General features: G+C 46.3%; 11 protein-coding genes. 3 read left to right on the top strand and 8 right to left on the bottom strand.

The features are described 5' to 3' along the window. Positions 1-83: 83 nt before the first annotated feature. From B0I27_RS05350 to B0I27_RS05325, 6 genes are read right to left on the bottom strand one after another with little or no spacing between them, the layout of a single operon-like run. Positions 84-1919 carry a RagB/SusD family nutrient uptake outer membrane protein gene (locus tag B0I27_RS05350; protein ID WP_106292206.1) on the bottom strand — a complete coding sequence of 612 codons (1836 nt, stop codon included), beginning with the start codon at positions 1917-1919 and terminating at the stop codon, positions 84-86. A 38-nt stretch (positions 1920-1957) separates the two neighbouring features. Continuing rightward, the gene (locus B0I27_RS05345) at positions 1958-5074 is read right to left on the bottom strand and encodes a SusC/RagA family TonB-linked outer membrane protein (RefSeq protein ID WP_106292205.1); all 3117 of its coding nucleotides are present in this window, start codon (positions 5072-5074) and stop codon (positions 1958-1960) included. 10 nt (positions 5075-5084) lie between these two features. After that, a complete protein-coding gene (locus B0I27_RS05340) occupies positions 5085-6797 on the bottom strand; it encodes a RagB/SusD family nutrient uptake outer membrane protein (RefSeq protein WP_245925439.1) in 1713 nt (570 codons plus the stop codon). Positions 6798-6807: 10 nt separating this feature from the next. Next, complete coding sequence (locus tag B0I27_RS05335) at positions 6808-9627, bottom strand: SusC/RagA family TonB-linked outer membrane protein (RefSeq protein ID WP_181276687.1); 2820 nt, start codon at positions 9625-9627, stop codon at positions 6808-6810. 26 nt (positions 9628-9653) lie between these two features. Continuing rightward, positions 9654-10520, bottom strand: coding sequence for a polysaccharide lyase (locus B0I27_RS05330; protein ID WP_106292203.1), 867 nt, complete (start codon positions 10518-10520; stop codon positions 9654-9656). A 29-nt stretch (positions 10521-10549) separates the two neighbouring features. Beyond that, complete coding sequence (locus B0I27_RS05325) at positions 10550-13228, bottom strand: glycoside hydrolase family 2 TIM barrel-domain containing protein (RefSeq protein WP_106292202.1); 2679 nt, start codon at positions 13226-13228, stop codon at positions 10550-10552. Between the two features lie 57 nt (positions 13229-13285). On the opposite strand from B0I27_RS05325, the gene B0I27_RS05320 reads away from it, so the two are divergent. From B0I27_RS05320 to B0I27_RS05310, 3 genes are read left to right on the top strand one after another with little or no spacing between them, the layout of a single operon-like run. Continuing rightward, a complete protein-coding gene (locus B0I27_RS05320) occupies positions 13286-13531 on the top strand; it encodes a hypothetical protein (protein WP_106292201.1) in 246 nt (81 codons plus the stop codon). A 55-nt stretch (positions 13532-13586) separates the two neighbouring features. Beyond that, complete coding sequence (locus B0I27_RS05315; RefSeq protein WP_106292200.1) at positions 13587-16046, top strand: glycoside hydrolase family 2 TIM barrel-domain containing protein; 2460 nt, start codon at positions 13587-13589, stop codon at positions 16044-16046. Between the two features lie 5 nt (positions 16047-16051). Continuing rightward, positions 16052-17218 (top strand): glycoside hydrolase family 88 protein, encoded by a 1167-nt coding sequence (locus B0I27_RS05310; RefSeq protein ID WP_106292199.1) that lies wholly within the window; start codon positions 16052-16054, stop codon positions 17216-17218. Positions 17219-17227: 9 nt separating this feature from the next. Here the strand turns inward: B0I27_RS05310 and B0I27_RS05305 are convergent, their stop codons facing one another. After that, positions 17228-18805, bottom strand: a complete 1578-nt coding sequence (locus B0I27_RS05305) for a peptidoglycan-binding protein (RefSeq protein WP_181276686.1) — start codon at positions 18803-18805, stop codon at positions 17228-17230. A gap of 319 nt (positions 18806-19124) precedes the next feature. Further along, complete coding sequence (locus tag B0I27_RS05300; protein ID WP_106292197.1) at positions 19125-19442, bottom strand: hypothetical protein; 318 nt, start codon at positions 19440-19442, stop codon at positions 19125-19127. Positions 19443-19587 lie beyond the last annotated feature (145 nt).

Raw genomic sequence — 19587 nt, 5'->3', positions numbered from 1 at the left:
GTAAATTAAAAAGCCCGCTTACGCGGGCTTCTCAATTATAGACACAGAACAAAGAGGACCGAGGGGAAACCTCCTCGTATTTTTTAATAGCCCGGGTTCTGCACGAAGCTCGGGTTGGTATCCATCTCAGTCTGGCGGATCGGGAACCAATAGTTGCGTTCGTAAAAAACGTGTTGACCATTAGTGGCAATAGGTTCTTCACTGTACTGATAAGTATCGGTCGATTTAACTACATCCGCTGCGCCCGACTTCGTTATCTTCATAGCGGTCATCAGTACATTTTGATTTTCTATAGCGGTCTTTGTGCGGCGTACATCGTAGTAGCGATGGCTTTCGAACGCGAATTCAACTTGTCGTTCGTTCAGGATCACCTCGCGCATTTTTTCTTTGCTCATGCCGGGTTCCAGGCCATACATTCCATTGCTTCCTGCCCGTATCCCTGCCCGCTCACGAATTCTTTTCAGGGCTTCATAAGTTGCAGCGATATCCCCGGTTTCGTTTTTAGCCTCGGCATAATTCATCAACACCTCCGCATAGCGAATTAACGGCCATACCCGTTGGAAGCTTCCTGAATTACTGTTTACGGTTGAGTCCATCATTTTCCTCCAATAATAGCCTGTAAACCATGCGCTATTATTAATTCCGTCAGTAGGAGCACCGTTGTAGGTATAAACGGGTTTTTGGCTGGATCCGGAACTTGCTCTCCAGAGTGTACCGTTGAATATCACGGTATAGTGCAATCTTGGGTCGCGGTTCTGATATGGTTTAGCGGGATCATAAGCTGGATCTTCGGCGGTAGGCTTTCCGTTTATGGTACCGAATGCTTTTACCAGATTATGGGAAGGTGCAGATTCCGTACGTGAGGTACCGGTTGATTGAGGGAGAAATCTGCTTTCCAGTCGTTTATTTCCTCCGGTAACGCGCATACCCGGTAGAAGGAATTCCTCTTTAAGCGGTTTTCCATCTGCATCTGTACCTATAGCCCGTCTGCGGGTATAGATTTCTGCGAAGCCATAGCCAGGGGCAGCCTTGATACTGCTGCCGCTGCCGATAGTATGTCTGACGTGGAGACCATATCCATGGGCATCGGCCACATCGAGGGCATCTTTTGCAGCGTCTGCTGCCTCTCTCCATCGCTGTTCGCTATATGACTCGTATCCGGCCACAGCTCTTTGCTCCGGAGAGTTACCTATATTTCCGCCATTGGTAAGTGGGCTCGCGGCATAGAGGAGTATCCTTGATTTCAAGGCTTTTGCTGCTACGCTGGTAATGCGACCGTAGTTTTGAGAATTTTGAGAGGGAACGAGCTCTTTTTCAATAGCTTCCAGTTCACTTACCATGTATTTGACGCAATCGTCATAAGAGCTTCGTGGGGTGTCGAAAACATCTGTTGCTTCCAAAATCCTATCGCCCAATAATGGTACGCCACCAAATCCCTTCACTAAAAGGTGGTAATACCAGGCTCTCAGAAATCTTGCTTCAGCTTTCGAACTTCTCTTCAGGCTCTCTGAAAAGGGAGAGCTATCCACGTTAGCCAGGAATATGTTTACGGCTCTAATATTAGAATACGACTTTTGCCAGGTGTTTTGATAGGGATGATTTCCCTGTCCGTTAGCCGGGCTTAGTGCTCCTAAAGCAAGAACAGTATTGGGTTGATTCAACCCTCCCAGGCGATGGTTGCTTTCATCGGCGGCATCTGCAAGACTCACTGAAATGGAGTAGTGGCGCTCGATGGAAAAGTCGAGTGCGATGTCTGAGTAAATTCCAAACAGGAAATCACTTGTTCGTGTACTGTCTGCAAACGTGGTTTCCAGGTTAAGATCTGTATTGGGCTTTGCATCCAGGATGTCCTGTTTCTTACAGGAATATGCCTGAAGCACTATGGTAAAAAAGATGAGTGCCTTAATTGAATTTTTCATATTGTATTGATTATACGAATGTTAGTATGCATTGCTGCTTAAAATGCAACCTGAACTCCCAGATTATAAATCTTCTGCTGAGGATAAAAGTCTTCACCGGTTGATCTTTCCTGGTTTTCGGGGTCTATGTCATAGATGTTCTTAGCTTTTAAGCTCCAGGTCAGCAAGTTGTAGCCGTTTACATATATCCTGGCTGATCCAAGGCCCACCTTGCCCACAAGATCTTTAGGGAGCGTGTAGGCAATTTCTGCTGTTTTGATCCTCAGATAATCACTTCGTCTCGACCAGAACGTTGATATGTTGCTCAGCGTAGTAAGGGAGCTGATGTTGGACACCGTACTTAACCTTGGAAAGCTTGGGTTTACAGCGTTCTGAGGCGTCCAGGCATCTTTATGGATTTCCCTGAAATTGTTCGACATTACGACAACCGACTCGTTACGGGCGCTAAGGGAGAAGTTCAGGGCACTTTGAGCAGTAACGCTAAAGCTGAAGTTCTTGTAACTGGCACCCAGCGTTAGACCCAGAATGGTGTTGGGAAGGTTTGCATAAGGCATTACGGACATATCGTCGGCGGTTATGAGTCCATCACCGTTTAGATCGCTATATTTTAAGTCGCCGGCAAAGACCTGTCCCGTCGCTGGTTTTGCAATCGTAGCATCAGCAATGTCTGCTTTAGTGTAGAAGCCGAGGAATTCATAGCCCAATTCACTGCCTATGGATTGTCCGGTTAAGGTTTTCCATGGGTATGCCTTGAGGGGTTCATCAAAGAACACGCGTTTATTTTTAGAGACGGAAACATTACCGCTTACATTGTAACTCAGTTCGTTCACTCTGCCATTGTATGTGATCTGGGTTTCAAAACCGCGGTTTCTTACCTTACCTATGTTGGCGGGTGGAAGCTGGGAGCTGATTCCTGATGCCGCAGAAACTTGTCGCTCCTGCAAAATGTCGTAACGATATCTGCTGTATACATCAGCAACAACATTGAGGGCGCCCTTGAACATTCTGAGTTCCACACCGATATTACTTTGTCGTTCCTTTTCCCAGGTGACGATATTTCCCAATGTACTCTCCCGGATCCCGGTGATTGCTGTTGGAGTATCGCCCAGGCTGTAGTTAAAAGAACTTTCTCCTGTTCCTGTTGCTGACCTGTTATAGGTTGGAAGGTATACATAATCGAAACCACCACTCAGGTTGTCACTTCCGGTCAGACCGTAAGAACCTCTGATTTTAAGCAGGTCGACAAACTTGATACGGTCTTTAAAGAATGGCTCTTCAGAGATATTCCATCCTGCAGATACGGCCGGGAATAGTGAGTAGCGCTCAGCCTGAGAGAACTTGCTCGTACCGTTATAACCCGCGTTCAGCTCAAGCAAATATTTGCTCTTATAATCATACCCTAAACGGAAGGTGTATCCTTCAAACACGTCGGGAACGTTGGCTCCGGAAATATCGTTCAGGTAATTGTAAAGCCCGAGCGCGTATATGCGGTGCTTGCTCCCGAAAGTACGGTCATAGTTTAAGGAAGCCTGCCAGTTTAATTTACGTGTACCCGCATTATTGGAGTTACTCAGATTAGGGAGCGTTGTGCGGTATATATTGGTGTTCAGAATGGTGTAGGAGCCTGTTTGCGAATCATAGGAATAAGCCGGGAAGTCGCGTCCGTCGGTTCCGTTTCTGGTAAGGCTCCGGGTGAAGCCGCCATAGCCATTATAGCCGACTACTCCTTTTACAGAGAGCCCCTGCGTGATGAAGTCTAACTTTTGTGTGGCCCTGAAGTTAGCAGTCAGGTCATTTCTGAACTCACGCACATAACCGTATTCGGCTAAGCGACCAACAATGTTATTCAGGGTGTTTCCTGGATTTATTCCATAACTGCCGTCAGGATTGTATATCGGATAAGCCCATGGTGCCAGCTGGTTCATGTCGCTTATTTCGAAAAATACGTTATCATGGTTGGCCCTGCCCCGGTTATTTGGTGAGTTGCGTTCGGAGAAGTTACCGGAAAGATCGAGGTTCAGCGTCAGCGATTTGCTCGGCTGCACATCCAGGTTGGAGCGGAAATTGTAGCGCTTATAATAGTAATTGCTGTTCATTCCTGACTTCTGGGAAAAATCTTTAATAAGCCCATCCTGTCCTAAGTAACCTGCGGAAATAAAGTATTTCGCTTTTTCCATACCACCCTGCACGTTGATGTTGCTCCTGTTCTGGAGACTAAAAGGTTTGATCAATTCATCTGTCCAGTCGACATTAGGATATCTGTAAGGATCTGTACCGTTTTTGAAAGCCGCGATTGCTTCATCAGAGAACGCTGTTCTTGACGGTGCTATTCCTAAAGCGATATCATTATTTACGGCCTGATTGAACAGCAATGCGGATTCGTAAGAATCAAGATATTCGGGTACATAGCTGGGTTGCTGAAGACTGGTCTCCGAACGAACGGTGATCTGAGCTTTGCCGGCTTTACCTCTTCTGGTCGTGATTACGATGACGCCATTGGCTCCTCTAATACCATAAACCGCCGTCGTAGATGCATCTTTAAGCACCGTGAAGGTTTCTATCTGGTCGGGGTCTATGTCGGCAATATTTCCTGCGTATTCCAGATCGTCGACAATAACGAGCGGTGCGCCGCTACCGTTTGTGGTGCTAAGGCCACGTACAAGTATTTTTGCGCCGTCACCGCCGGGGCGGCCTGATTGCTGCTGTGTAATCACCCCAGGTACGCGTCCGATAAGCGAGTTTTGTAAGCTTGCGGAGGGACTTTGTCTTAGGTTATCTCCCGAAATTGCACTTACGGCACCGGTATTGGTAAGTTTCTTTTGTGTTCCATAGCCGATCACGATCACTTCCTCCAATCCCTTAGCATCGGGCATCATCGTCAGGTTGATCTCCGTCCGACCTGCTATCCTCACTTCCTGAGACAGATATCCGATGTAGGTAAACGTAAGTATACCCAGGTTCTCTTTGTCCAAGACCAGCCTGTACTTCCCTTCGAGGTTGGTTACGGTGCCCCTGGAGGTGGAGCCTTTCTGGTAAATGGAAACGCCGGGAAGCGGTCCATCGCTGTCTTTTATAGTACCCGTAATAACCTGCTGCTGAGCCCAGGACAGGCTGCATATAAGCAGAAGGCATGCACTTATTAAATATTTTTTCATGATTCGATAATTACCAGCCTGAATTTTGAACAAGGTTTGAGTTTTTTAAGATTTCACTGTCAGGAATTGGATAGAAGTACATCTTCGGATCGGCGAAGGCAATATCCGTGACCTTCACTTTCTCGAAAGAAAGGGCAGATGCACCTTTAGTGATTTTTATTCCCGTTAGTGGCTGATTTAATGCGTCTTTAGCCATCTTCCAGCGTCTGAGATCCCAGAAGCGATGTTCTTCGAACGCCAGTTCGATCCGTCGTTCATTATGAATAGCCTGCCGCATCTCTTCTTTGGTCAATACATTCTTCAGTCCGAAAGAATAGCCTGACTGGTTTCCTTTGGCTATGCCCGCTCTTAGTCTCAGGTCATAAAGAACTTGATAAACGGAAGCATCGGGCGCTTCCAGATACTCATTTCTAGCTTCAGCATAGCTCAGTAAAATATCGGCATAGCGGAAGATCGGATAGTTGTGGGGGCTGTTGCCATATTGAGAGGCTGTTTCAAAATTCCCCAGAAACTTGCGAAGGTAATACCCGGTAGTGGTTTGCCGGGTAGTATTATTGGGCTTGTCCTTTCCGCCTTCAAATGTTTCGATCGGTCTCTTGAGCCATTCTGCGCCGTTGAAAAGTACGGTCTGTGCTAAGCGGGGATCGCGGTTGGAGTAGGGATCTTGTTCGTTATAAAGAGAAGCCGCCTCTGAAATTGGTCGCCCGTTTGCTGCCGGGAAAGCATCAACCAGATTCTGAGTAGGGTTTGTACGTCCGCTGGCAAGGTTAGGGTTACTATAACCTACCGGGCCGTTATTTGTCTCCAGATCCTTGTTGTCGGCACCCAGGTGAGCCAGTATTACCTCGGAATTTCTTCTGCTCAGGAATACCTGGTTAGCTTTGAAGTTAGCTGAAGATAACAGGGCAAACTTGCCTGCTGATCCGGCGATCAGTTCGTTGGCAGCTATAGCGGCTCTGTTCCAGCGTTCTTTGTCGAAGGAAGCATAGCCTTGTAATCGCTGTTGCGCCGCTGAGCCGCCGATGTTTCCACCGTTGTACAGTGGACTGGCTGCGTAGAGCAAGGTTCTGGACTTTAATGCCAGAACCGAGCCATTGGAAATTCTGCCATAGTCTGTTGACGGTACCGGGTCTTTTTGAACGGCATCTTTGATGGCGTCGCATTCAGAGACGATGTAATTGACACATTCCTCAAAGGAGCCGCGGCTGAAGTTGGTACGGTTATCAGGGTTTAATACCTCATCGGCTATTAGTGGGATTCCGCCATAGCGCTTAAGCAATTCGAAGTAAAACATTGCTCTTAAGAAACGTGCTTCTGCTTTCCAGGTATTTTTTATAGCATCGCTCACCGGTACTATGTCAATTTTGTTCAGAAAAAAGTTTACTTTTCTGATACCTTCGTAGTTTTTGCTCCAGGCATCATCCGGATTATTCGATACGCTCAGGAAGCCCTTAGTGAATATGTCTATTCCCGTGCCGGCTTGTGATGATATGGCATCATCGGTTGCTGCATCAAGAAAATTTCCGTCAATGCGGTTGAAACCATCGGGCAGCACGGAGTAGATATCGTTTAGATACATCTCGGCGTACCTTCCGTTTTTATCTGTGGAGTCAAAGGCGTAGTCTTCGGTAATCCTTTCGAGCGGGCCATCCTCCGGTTTTGAGCAACCTGTGAAACCTATTGACAGGGTTGCTGCTATACATGCTATGTACAAATTCTTCATCTTCATCACTCTAAAATTTAACATTGATGCCTGCATTGATCATTTTTTGAATAGGGTAAGAATTGTTATAATTCTCAGGGTCGGTATCGTCTAGTCCGCTGAACGTTAAAAGGTTTGTTCCGTTTATGAAAATGCGGGCCCCGGCGAGTTTGACTTTCTTAACGAGAGATGCCGGCAGCGTATACCCCAGTTCCACGCTTTTCAGGCGCAGGTAGTTGCCGGATCTGATCCAATACGTAGACGCGACATTATTGTTGAGGCTTTCGCCTGCAGATAGTCTTGGGTAGCTTGCTGTCGCGGCTGTTTCGGGAGTCCACCTGTTTAAATGATGCTCGAAAGCTTGTCCCTGCAATCCCTGGAACGCCCATACTGATGATCCGTTCAGATAGATATCCCGGTTGTGCACGCCCTGCAGCAGAGCGGAGAGATCTATACCTTTCCAGTTCATACCTAAGTTAAGGCCATAGTACACCAAAGGTCTGGTTGTAGTAATCGCGGTCTGATCGTTGACATCGATCACACCGTCGTCATTTAAATCAAGATATCTGATGTCGCCGGGACGGATACCTGTCGCGCTGGTTGTAGCACTATTGTCTATTTCAGCCTGATTTTGGTAGAGACCATCGGCAATATAGCCGAAACGTTGTCCTACAGGCATTCCTGTTCTCTGCTGATAGCTATACCTGCGGAAAACTTCGTCCTGGAAAACAACCTCTGATTGCAGGATGGATAGATTGGGTGCCAAGAAATAAGTAAGCTGACCTTTCTTATTTGCGTAGGTTAGATCAAATTCAAACCCTTTATAGCGGCTGATGCCTATATTCCGATCAGCATATCCAACACCATTGATGGCACTGTTATTCCCCATGCTTTGAAGAAGGTCGAAATACTTGTCGTTAAAGTAGTCGGCACTTAGCGATAGTGTATTTTTAAATAGGGAAGCGTCCAGTCCGATATTGAATTTATCGGCTTTTTCCCATGTCAGATAAGGATTCGCGAGAGTATTAAGGGCTATGCCGTCGACTGAATTGTGGGTGTCTCCGAAGCTATAGCCGCCCGTTGAATTGTAATACTGATTGTAGATGTAGTCAGTCGCGGTAAAGTTACCTACCCGTCCGTACGTTGTTCTAAGTTTAAGATTCTCCAACCAGTTTATGTCTCCCATAAACTGTTCTTTGCTTATGTTCCAACCTAAACCAACCGCAGGAAAGAAGCCAAAACCTTCGCCTGAGGGATATCTTTCTTTGGTGCCGTTGTAGGAAAACGCTACCTCTGCAAGATACTTCTCATCATAGTTGTAGGATCCCTTTCCGGAGATCCCGCGGACGTTATAAGGCAGATCCCGGTTGATATGGCGAAAATCGTTATTAAACAAAAGCTGCGCTGCGAGATTGTTCTTGCCGATACTCTTATCATAACCGAGAGCAGCTTCTAGATAAAATACGCGATTCTGGGATGTCGTAGAAACTGAATTGGCCTGATCACCGGGGTTATTAAAAGGGAAATAGCTGGTCATTCCGCCGGCATCGATATCCTCCCGGAAAAGCGGCACAGATTTACTTCTGTTAAAACTTTGAACCAGATAGCTGTTGATTGTAGCGGATGTTTTTACCCATAAGCCTTCTGTAAGCGCATCCAGCTTTCCCTTCAGAGCAAGGTCTATCCGGAAGTCTCTGGTTAAACCAGGGCGGTAGCCGGAGCTGTTGGTTTGGGCGAAAACATTGGAGCGGTAATTCTGGCTGGCTCCGTAGGATCCGTCAGAGTTGAAGATGGGATAGGCATTTGCGGGAGTATTGATTATATTGTCATACAGCGTTGATGTGGTCGCTCCCGGCTCATTTGAATCTTGCAGGCGGCCTATCAATCCCAATGTTGTAGTGATGTTTTTTGATAGATCGACAGACACGTTTGAGCGCAGGATATACCTCTTGTAATCTGAATTGGTATTGTAAACATTCTCATCAGTGGTTTTAAACGTCCCCGGCTGATTAAGATAATCCATGCTCACATAGTATTTTGCCGTAACGCTTCCACCAGACATTTCCAGGTTGTAGCGGCTATAGGCGGATTGTTTCTTCAATGCTTCTTTCTTCCAGTCGACATTTGGATATCGGATCGGATTGCTGCCCGACCGGTAGGCGTCTAAAGCCTCCGGTGTGAAGAACGCCGGTCGACCGTCATTGGCCAGCGCTTCGTTATAGAGCAGCGAATAGTTATAGGCATCTAAAGGATCCGGAAGATGGGTTGGCTGCGAAATACCGGCCAAAGCAGTAAAGGATATTCTTTGTGCTCCGGCGTGACCCTTCTTTGAAGTAATCAGTATTGCTCCATTTGCGCCTCTTATGCCTAGCATAGCAGTCGCCAGAGCATCTTTCAGCACCGTTACAGATTCTACCTGCTCGGGGTTGATCGATGAAAAGCTCTGAGGAACTCCGTCTAAGAGAACCAGCGGCGTTTGTCCTCTCAATGACAAAGTAAATCCGTCGTTACCCGGTTCACCGGAAGACTGGCTGGTTAGCAAACCTGCCAACCTCCCTGTAAAGGTTCCATATAAAGGCGATACAGTCGTCTTTCTAAGATCCTCGGTATAGATTTCGGAGACAGCCCCCAGATTTGTTGATTTGGGCTGTTTTGAATATAGGACGTTAAACGTACCCGGTGTCAGTCTGGTGGTATCTGTGATCTTTCCTGAAAGCTTTAAACTGTCTTTCAGTGTAGTATTTCGAGTAGCAGCGCTGCTCTTGGCGAAACCTGCAGGGACAGCCAATAGCAGGCATAGCGTTGCTATATGGACCTTGCGCAGGTGTTGCTTACATACAATTATTCCCATCTTATTTCTATTTAATTTTTGCGTGGTTAGTTGAGTCTGGTCCATTTCAAGTCGTCGAAGTAGATAAATCCGTCCGTTTCTGACTGCCAGTCGGGAGTACTCCCTCCCCTGAATGTTGCGAAGCTTAGTTTATTGATCAGACGCTTTGAGTCATTCGTGGTCCAGCGGATTGCTTTGTCAAGTACTGTGTTACCGTCAACTGAGAATTTAACTCTACCGTCAGTATTGGTTCCCGTATTGCTTTTTACATAGATTTTGATAGTATACCAAATGCCTTTTTCAATGCTTCCGGTAGAAGGGTAAGCGGTGTTGAATCCTGAGCCGCATTCATCCGGCATATCCTTATAATAGAGGTATGGCTTCAGTTTAACATCTCCGTTGCCTGACGTGTACCACATCATACGGGCACTACCCCCGTTGCCGTCATCTGCTTTATCACAGCCGGTATTGCCCTCCCCAATCCTTAATCCGAAACCCAGCTTTCCTCCTTTGCTCCAATCGAACTGGCTATGAAATTTGGCTTTAAACTCTACTTCGTATTCGCTTCCCTCATCGATATTTATATTGGCTACTATCCCTCCGGCAGATGAAAGCGCATTTTTCTCCAGTTTTACTCTCAGCGTTTTGCCTGAAATGATTGTTCGTTGCTCTTTCCATCCGGTGAGCGTTCCAAAATCTGCTGCCGCATTTACGTTAGAATAGGTCTGATCAGGATAGGCATCCCAGTTAAGGCTTTTTACTGAAAGGGGAGCTTTCGGCGCCTCAGGTGATTTTGTTCCTGTGGTGTCACCTCCGGAAATTGCCGGGGGCGCAGTTTCATCCGTCTTGCAAGAAGAGATTACAGCTATCAGCAAAAAAACGGAGCAGATATTTCTGATATTCGATTTATTCATTTTGTTAGGTTATAATGGTTATTGGTGCGCTACATTTTCTTTCTAATCTGAATGCCGTTTAATATTGCTTCTGATTTAATAGCATTAAAGTCGATGGTTATACCTTCATTATTATTGATAATTACATTGAATTTGGATGATACCGCATACTCAGGTCTTAATTCTTCTGTATTGCTGAAGTCAGAAAGTATTTTCTTACCGTTGATGAAAACATCGAATATGCGCTCGACGAAATCGTCTGCACTGTCTTTGTCGTTACCCAGGTTGTAAGCCAGTGCTTCCTTCCTTACGGCCGAGATGAGTTCGGCAAAGTGAAGCGTGACTTCGTAATCTCCATTCGGGACATCCAGTTTAAACTGCTCTATGCCGGTTCTCTGGGTGGCATAGACCGGATCCAGATCGGTACCCAGAATGTTCTTGTCTGAGCCATAGCTATGGCGTGTAGTATTGTTCATACTGAAAATCTTGCCGCCTTTATATCCCCAGCTTCCTGGCGTATATTCTTGTTCGGGTATCCAAACCTGAGCGGTGCTTTCATCAAAAAAGAAACGCTTGTCGCCCAGACTTACATTAAGCTCGTTAAACGGGAACTCTTTGCTTTTCAGGTTATGAGAAAGCAGCTTAAAGTTGATGTCCGCCTGATCTGTAATCTCCCCGTTGTTTGTAGTTGCTGTCAGACGATTCAACCCATTAGTAAACGGCACTATAAAACGCGCGATTCCCTGTTCGGTCGGTAAAGTTGCGACCGGCTTTCCGTTTATTTCAAGGGTAACATCTTTCTGATTGCTAAAGACCAGGACGGGCTGGTTGCAAAAAAGGTTGTTTTCTGACTCGATAAATCCTGTCCTGGTGGTCCATTCCTTACTGCCAATCTGGATATAGGGCGATGTAAGCAGATTCGCCTGATAGAAGCGATATCCATCTTTGGGCTTACGATCATGCGTTAGGATGCCTTTAGCATTAACATGTGGCGTAGATTCACCACGCTGCTCTGAACTGAACTCCGCCAGATTCCAGATCATTGCTGCAGCAACAAACGGGCGATCCATCATCTGTCTGAGATAAGACTGGTGATAAATATTTGCGTACTCCACCGTCTTATCAAAGCGTACAGGCGTAAAGCTGTGTAGACGGCTGTCGGCATCTGCACCATATTCTGTAACCAGCAGTGGCTTATTGGGAAGTTCCCTGTGATGTTTGTCCAGGAAATCTCCGAAGCCGTCCAATGTTCTGGAATACCAGCCTAAATAAAGATTCCAGCCAACAAGCATCGGTATGGTTGTAAGCTGTACCTTGTGGTATAGATCAAAAGCGCCGTGGTTTGGAATCATCGTATAGCGGTAAGGATCCTCTTTACGTGTAAGGTCTTCGAGCTGCTGTGCGAGTCTGGTAACCTTCTTGAAATATGCTTCCTGCTGCTCGGAACCTTTCTCATAGGGTGGTCTTAAGAGTACTTCGTTCATGTAAGCCCAGATAATCAGACTCGGGTGATTGAAGTTCTGTCTGATCATTTCGCGCTGTATGTTCAAAGCATTGGTTGCATAATCCTGAGTCTCTGTGATGTGATTTCCTGAAGGGGTTTCCACTGCTGCCAGAATCCCCAGACGGTCGCAAGCTTCCAGTACAGCCGGGTCTTGAGGATAGTGGGCTATACGCAGGAAGTTCCCTCCCATGTTCTTGAGGAGTTCTACATCACGAACATGCATGGCGTCGGGTAGGGCGTTACCCATCCCTTTGAAATCCTGATGGCGGCTGGCTCCAACAAGCTTTACATGTTTGCCGTTCAAGAAGAAGCCTTTTGCAGGATCGAACTTAAAATATCTGAATCCTAATGGATTGGATGTCTGATCGAGGATATCAGTCTTACCTGCTTCTGTAATAGTAGAAACTACGCGATACAGATAGGGGTTTTCAATAGACCATAAACGATGGCCTTTAATAGCTTTTAAGCCCTGCCTGAAGCTGATCTTCTGTCCGGCACCTGCTTTAAATGATCCTTTCAGCTCCTTAAATAGTTTGCCTTCAGCATCGAATATTTGATGACTGATCCATACGTTCTTTGTGGCTGTGGATTTATTCACAAATGCACCCTTTATATTGAGCTCGGCCGTATGGTCAGATACTTGTGGAGTAGTAATGAATATGCCACTGCTCGCATGATTATCCGCTTCGAAGTGGACTTTGTCAAATGCTCTTAAATAGACGTCCCGATAAACACCTCCAAAGAACGTATAGTCGCCGGATAAGGGCGGAATACCTTCGTTATGGCTGTTATTTACCTTTACCAGTATCTGATTTTCGGTATTACCTGAATTCGAGAACTTCAGATATTGGCTGATGGGAAAGGAGAAGAAGGTGTAACTGCCGGTATGCTTACCTACAGGGCGTCCGTTTATAAAGACTTCAGCAACCTGAGCTGCTCCTTCGAAATAGACATACACCTCCTTTTCCTTCCAGTCTGCCGGAAGATGGAGCGTTTTTTTATACCACGCATCACCACGGTAATAGCCCGGTTCATCATCTGCCACATCAAGCGAATTCCATGTGTGAGGCAGAGAGACCCGACTCCAGGCAGCCTCGGCTTTCGTTGTATCGCCTTTCTGAAAAAGCCAGTTACTGTTGATGGATTTTGAAGTTCTTTCCTGGGCTTGCAATCCGGAGGCCAGGAAAAAGTTGATTAGTAAGTAATAGATCAGATTCACTCTCATATCAGGCGAAGAAATATAGGTTAGTACTCAGGTTCATTCAGAAGATTCTTCAACTGAATGATATCAAATGTACCCTTCCTTGACAGAGCTGTTAAGGGGTGTTTCTTCCATTCTTACCAGATAATTGATGCAGGCCGGGGAATGGATAATTTGCCTTTTCTGCGCAGAAATCAGTGGATGACAGGTCGTTTCCAGGAAAACATCTTGTATCAAATGACGGGTATTTATGAAGAATTATTCGGTCTCGGCCGGGGGGCAAAGATCTATTTTTGTGAAGCCAATATACCAAAGCATCTACCGTAATAAACCAAACAAGGGAGATTCTTATCGTGCCGTAACTTCCTCCAATTAGATAAAAATGAAAAGAAGAGTATTCCTGATTTTTTTAGCTGTATTGAGCTCTTTCAACTGGGCGGGTGCTCAGCAACAAAAGCGTCTGACCTCTGACTGGGAGTTTTTAAAACAAGACCTGGGCGGAATATGGGAAGCCGTCAGACCGGTTGCAAAAGGAAGTTCTGAAGCTGTCCCGCTCTGGGAGCCTGTTACGCTTCCGCACAGTTTCAACGCAGAGGACGCCGTTGATCCGGATATGAATTATTACCAGGGACCTGGCTGGTACAGAACAAAACTGCCTCTCGAGAACCCCTATCCGGGCGGAAGGATTCTTCTGCATTTCGAAGGGGCAGGTCAGAAAACGGATGTTTATGTGTACACAACCAAAGTAGGTTCTCACACAGGGGGATATGACGAATGGACGGTAGACATAACCGATGCCGTGGCGCAATTCCAAAAGCTGGATGTTTTTAACAAGCAGTTCAAGGGTTCTGTTCCCATCTCCATCCGTTCTGATAACTCACGGGACCTTGAAATGATCCCCTCGGATCTCAGTGATTTTAATCTCTATGGGGGAATCTACCGGTATTTAAATCTCGTCTATGCTCCTGCACTGAGTGTCGAAAGGCTATTCATAAAACCAGAGCTGAGGACGGATTTGAAAGCCGGGAAGATCGATGTTCGAGCCAGGTATTATGATCCCACTAGTCTGGCAGGCGCTGATATCACCGTCCGTCTGAAAGATCCGGACGGCAAGCTGCTCGCAACGGTAAAAAAAAGCCTGAAGTCTTTCGATGAGAAAGCATCAATTGCGGAGTTTTCTGTCAAGTCGCCTTTTTTATGGTCGCCGGATAAACCTCAGCTGTACACGGTAGAAACCGAACTTCTCTCAGCCGCGGGTAAACATATCCGGACCGAAAAAGTTGGTTTCCGCTCCTTTGAATTTAAAGAACACGGGCCTTTCATGCTGAACAACAAAAGAGTGTTGTTGAAAGGGACACACCGGCATGAGGATCATGCGGGTGTAGCCGCAGCGATGACGGAGGATATGATCCGCACTGAAATGCAGATGATGAAGGATATGGGTGTTAATTTTATCCGCCTCGGACATTACCAGCAATCTCCCATCGTACTGGACCTCTGCGATAGTCTCGGTATAATGGTGTGGGAGGAGATCCCATGGTGCAGAGGGGGCCTCGGCGGAGATATTTACAAAGATCAGGCGCGTCGGATGCTCACCAATATGATTGAGCAGCATTACAACCATCCATCTGTGATCATTTGGGGCTTAGGAAATGAGAATGACTGGCCCGGAGACTTCTCAGCATTTGACAAGGAAGCGATTCGCAGCTTTATGGCCGAGCTAAATGATTTATCACATCAGCTGGATCCCTCCAGAAAGACGGCCATCCGGAGATGCGACTTCTGTAAAGATATTGTTGACGTGTATTCGCCTTCCATTTGGGCCGGCTGGTACAGGGGCGTGTATACTGATTATAAAAAGGTTTCTGAAGAGGAAAACAAGCGGGTGAAACACTTTTTCCATGCTGAATGGGGTGGTGACAGTCATGCCCGCAGGCATTCCGAAGACCCTGATAATGCGCTTCGGAAAGTGAAAAGCAGCGATGGCGCTGATGAGCGAGCGGGGGATGCATCACTTTATGGCGGACAGGCGAGGATTTCCAAAGACGGTGACTGGAGCGAATCTTATATGAGTAATCTGATCGACTGGCATTTAAAAGAACAGGAAACAATGCCTTGGTTAAGCGGATCAGCCTATTGGCCGTTTAAAGATTTCTCTACGCCGGTACGCCCTGAAAATCCGGTTCCCTATGTTAATCAGAAGGGCGTTGTAGAAAGGGACTTTACGAAGAAAGAGTCGTACTATATTTTCCAGTCGTACTGGACCAGCAAACCTATGGTGCATATCTACGGACATTCGTGGCCGGTACGCTGGGGCAACGAAGGCGAGGAAAAGATGGTAAAGGTATATTCCAACGCTGATCAGGCCGAGCTCTTCCTGAATGGGAAAAGCTTTGGAGTAAAGGTTCGCAACAGTCAGGACTTTCCGGCAGCGGGATTAAGGTGGAACCTGCCTTTTGTTGCTGGAAAGAACACGGTGAAAGTGATTGCGACGAAAGGGAAGATACGTATGACTGACGAGATAAGCTTTGATTATGAAACGCGCAAGTGGACTAAACCAGCGAAACTCGTTATCCATAAGACCAGCGAAGACGACGGTATTGCGACCCTGGAGGCAAGGATTTATGACGCTGCAGGTGTGCAATGCCTTGATAATGCCAGCTTGCTGAAATTTTCTCTGTCTGGTGATGGTGAACTGATCGATAATCAGGGAACATCTACAGGTTCAAGAAATTTGCAGCTCTATAATGGCCGCGGAATTATTAAAGTAAAGCTAAATAAAGGACGCAGTACGGTATCAGCAAAAGTAGAAGGTGTAGAAACTGCATTTATAAACCTGTAAATAATATGAAGTATTTTTTAAGCCTGGCCCTGATCAGTTGTGCCATTGGCTCTGTAAGTGCACAGAAGATAAATGTTAAAAAGCAGTTTGCCTTCGCAGAAAGTCAAACCAATCTGATGCTTGAAGAGATTAAGGAAGCCGATGCCAGAAAAGGGCAGGTAATGCCCCGAACTCTGGAAGATGGGAAGTTGAAGTTGGTTGTTTCTAAAGACTGGACCAGTGGATTTTTCCCTGGGGAGCTCTGGTATCTTTACGAATATACACGCGATGCGAAGTGGCTTGATCTAGCCCGCAAGTTTACCGGTAAGCTCCAGAAAGAGCAATTCAATACGGGTACTCACGATCTGGGATTTATTATGTTTTGCAGTTATGGTAACGGACTGCGGTTAACGGGCGATCAGGCGTATAAAGACATTGTTATTCAGTCATCTAAATCGCTCTCCAAGCGATTTAGCCCCTCAGCCGGCGTGATCCGGTCGTGGGATCATAATCGGGATAAGTGGCTTTATCCTGTGATTATAGACAATATGATGAATCTGGAGATGCTCTTTGCAGCCACAAAGCTTACCGGCGACTCGTCATTTTATAAGATCGCGGTTACCCATGCCGACAATACGCTGAAGAACCATTTCCGGCCGGATTACAGCACCTATCATGTCATTGATTATCATGAAGCAGACGGAACTGTACGAAAGAAAAACACGCATCAGGGTTATAATGATGAATCTGCATGGGCCAGAGGTCAGGCATGGGCGCTTTATGGTTACACTCTCTGTTTCAGGGAAACAAAGAATGCAGTTTACTTAAATCAGGCAGAGAAAGTAGCGGATTTTATACTCAGCCAACTTCCGAAGGATATGGTGCCATATTGGGATTATAATGACCCGGGAATACCCGGTGTTTCCAGAGATGCGTCGGCTGCCGCAATTGCAGCTTCTGCCTTATTTGAGCTTAGTCTGTACTCTAAAAACGCTAAAGGCTATAAGAAGGCAGCCAGGAAAATGCTGAAGTCGTTGTCCGCAAAATATGCAAGTGAGCCGGGTACCAACAGGGGCTTCATTCTGGACCATAGTACCGGTCACAAACCAAAGAATAGTGAAGTAGATGTGCCGATCAACTACGCGGATTATTACTATCTGGAGGCCTTGTTAAGATATAAAAACATGAAATAGCTCTGCTAACTATCTTCCTGTCCGTTCTTTTAGCTGCTGTTGGAATAACGATTCCGGCAGCAGTTTTATGCCTTTATTTATGCCCGTTATATGTCCCGCCGGATACTGAGGAAAAGGAACATTCCTGTTCACATCTCCAAACCCACCGATAACATAATTCTGTGCGGTTGGTGGTTTCTGGCAGATGACGATTCCCCTCCGGCCGTCAGGCCGTTTGAGGTCGCAGTTCCAGATCACGCTATGTGCCAGAGACCAGCCATGCCCCGTGCCGTAGCTTCCGCGATTATAGGCTCCAAGGACGATATGGTTACCGATGAGATGGCCTCTATCCTGAAAGTTGTCAAACAGAACGGCCATTGACCACTTGCGATGGCCCTCACTTGAAGCATAGGGATCTATAGATACACAATGGAGAAATACGATCCCGGAAACGGTAGTAGCCCCATTGGAAATATAATTATGCCTGCCTTTTTTGGCTATACAGTCTTTAAATAAAATCTGGCTGCAATAATCATCAACACTGAAGTTGTATCTTCGGCCGCCGTGTATTCTGGAGACAGGGTCCTCTGCCAGACAATCCGCAACGGTAACCCGGTTTGCGTTGACAAGAGAAACTCCCGAATTAATAAAGTACGCGGTGGAGACATTCTTTACCCAGCAGTCTTCCACTCCTTTCAGTTGCAAGGCATTCCGGGCGTGGTCCTCGTCGCTGTCCCTGTTTTTCCAGTCTGAAATCTCAATCCGCAGATCTTCGATACCTATATTATTACGTATGTCTTCTCGTATTTTATAGATGTATGATTGAGCAAGCTTCTTATTTAAGTGGTTATAAAGGGGAACGTCCGTGACTATCGTATTTCCTCTTATCTCTTTAATGGTTCTTTTGAACACGATCGGATACTCGTCTACTTTCCATCGCTCTGACGCGGCACCGGCAGTTCCTCCGTAATCAATAGCATGGAGCCATTCTTCGGTACAGGGGTGCTCGATCACTATGACGTCCCCAACATGATATCCTTTTGTACTTTCGACTTCAAAAGAGTTGCCGTTAACGGGCACAAATTCCGTGGTAATGTTCGTCTGTTCGCCTTGCTTTTCCCATTTGGCTGTTCCGCTGCCAGCAACCATTATGGTTCGTTTCTCCGGAGAATTTCCCCGGCCGTAAATCACTGTTGCCGAATCCGGATTGTGCCCGCTTCCGGCGCCGCGAATAATAATTCCGTCGACGTTTACTCTGATTACTCCGAAAACGTCATACCGGCCCTTTTCTAAAAGCAGTACCCCTCTTATTCCATAACTGTCTTTGGGTTTCCTGGCCATAGACAGAATAGCCTGGTTAATATGATTAGTATTATCACCCATCACAGGCGAAATCGTTTTGAGAACCTTTGTAACTACGGGTATGCCTACGTTACTGTTCTTATAGCCCGCGTAACTAAAATCAGGAATTTGGTTCCCTTCTTCATCGCTGCCATAAGCCAATAGCCCGTTTTCCATGCTGATGATTGGAAGCGGCACGGTTTGAGCCAGAGTTGCGGAGTTCGCGATGAGAAGCAGGTAGGAAGTCATGATGAGTGTTTTGTACATTGATCGGGGTATGAAGGAGTTGTTTATCTGGCCGGTTCGTAGGGGGCTGTTGTGTATCGATGCCAGATCAAATATCCAAACGATGAACGGAAGTCTGACCGACAAAATGGTCATTTATGCAGGGCAAATGATGCAATAGCTAAGAAGAGGTTGCAATGGTAAAAAGAAGATGGAAAGGGATATGGCAAGGTCTGAATGCGGCCTGACAGCACAATAATGAAGAGGCTTAAGCCAGCTCCCGGAAGGGAACTGGTTTAAGCCTCTTGAGACAAGAGTCCGGTAAGCTATCGCTATGCAGCCGGTAGAAGAAAAATTCCGGTTATTTCCCCGACGGCTTGAGCCTTGATTTGCTGACGTAAACTTTTTTGCCCTTTGTATTAATATAATAGTACCGGGATTCATTGTCGATATAGATGGTTTGACCCTGCGGCCCTACTTTGTCTTTATATGTTTTATCAACAACTTTAGCAGCTCCCTTTGCCGCAATCTCAGAAGTTTTGTTACCAACCTTTTTTGCGGTTTTCTTGATAGCAGGGTCAGGGTTCACTTTAAGCGTATCCTTTCCGCTTTGCGCGATTCCTTCGAACGACACGCTCATCATCAACGCGCAGAGCATGCTTTTCCATAGAGTTTTCATAGCTATACAATTAAATACCATTATATAACAAATAGCTGTCTGGTCTGTTTGCTGCCGGCCCTAACGCGCGCCTTTTTCGTTAACCGAATAAATGTATTTGTGCGTCAGGGCCGGTCATCGCCCGTCGGTACTGATCTTGGTCGTA

Source organism: Arcticibacter pallidicorallinus, assembly GCF_003002875.1.
Taxonomy (GTDB): domain Bacteria; phylum Bacteroidota; class Bacteroidia; order Sphingobacteriales; family Sphingobacteriaceae; genus Arcticibacter; species Arcticibacter pallidicorallinus.
This window is presented reverse-complemented; position numbering and strand designations above follow the sequence as displayed.

Excerpts from the sequence above, each read along its gene's own strand:
- B0I27_RS05330 (WP_106292203.1), bottom strand. The coding sequence starts at position 10,520 with ATGAATAAATCGAATATCAGAAATATCTGCTCCGTTTTTTTGCTGATA.
- B0I27_RS05320 (WP_106292201.1), top strand. The coding sequence starts at position 13,286 with ATGATATCAAATGTACCCTTCCTTGACAGAGCTGTTAAGGGGTGTTTC.
- B0I27_RS05345 (WP_106292205.1), bottom strand. The coding sequence starts at position 5,074 with ATGAAAAAATATTTAATAAGTGCATGCCTTCTGCTTATATGCAGCCTG.
- B0I27_RS05300 (WP_106292197.1), bottom strand. The coding sequence starts at position 19,442 with ATGAAAACTCTATGGAAAAGCATGCTCTGCGCGTTGATGATGAGCGTG.
- B0I27_RS05305 (WP_181276686.1), bottom strand. The coding sequence starts at position 18,805 with ATGTACAAAACACTCATCATGACTTCCTACCTGCTTCTCATCGCGAAC.
- B0I27_RS05350 (WP_106292206.1), bottom strand. The coding sequence starts at position 1,919 with ATGAAAAATTCAATTAAGGCACTCATCTTTTTTACCATAGTGCTTCAG.
- B0I27_RS05315 (WP_106292200.1), top strand. The coding sequence starts at position 13,587 with ATGAAAAGAAGAGTATTCCTGATTTTTTTAGCTGTATTGAGCTCTTTC.
- B0I27_RS05340 (WP_245925439.1), bottom strand. The coding sequence starts at position 6,797 with ATGAAGAATTTGTACATAGCATGTATAGCAGCAACCCTGTCAATAGGT.
- B0I27_RS05325 (WP_106292202.1), bottom strand. The coding sequence starts at position 13,228 with ATGAGAGTGAATCTGATCTATTACTTACTAATCAACTTTTTCCTGGCC.
- B0I27_RS05335 (WP_181276687.1), bottom strand. The coding sequence starts at position 9,627 with ATGGGAATAATTGTATGTAAGCAACACCTGCGCAAGGTCCATATAGCA.
- B0I27_RS05310 (WP_106292199.1), top strand. The coding sequence starts at position 16,052 with ATGAAGTATTTTTTAAGCCTGGCCCTGATCAGTTGTGCCATTGGCTCT.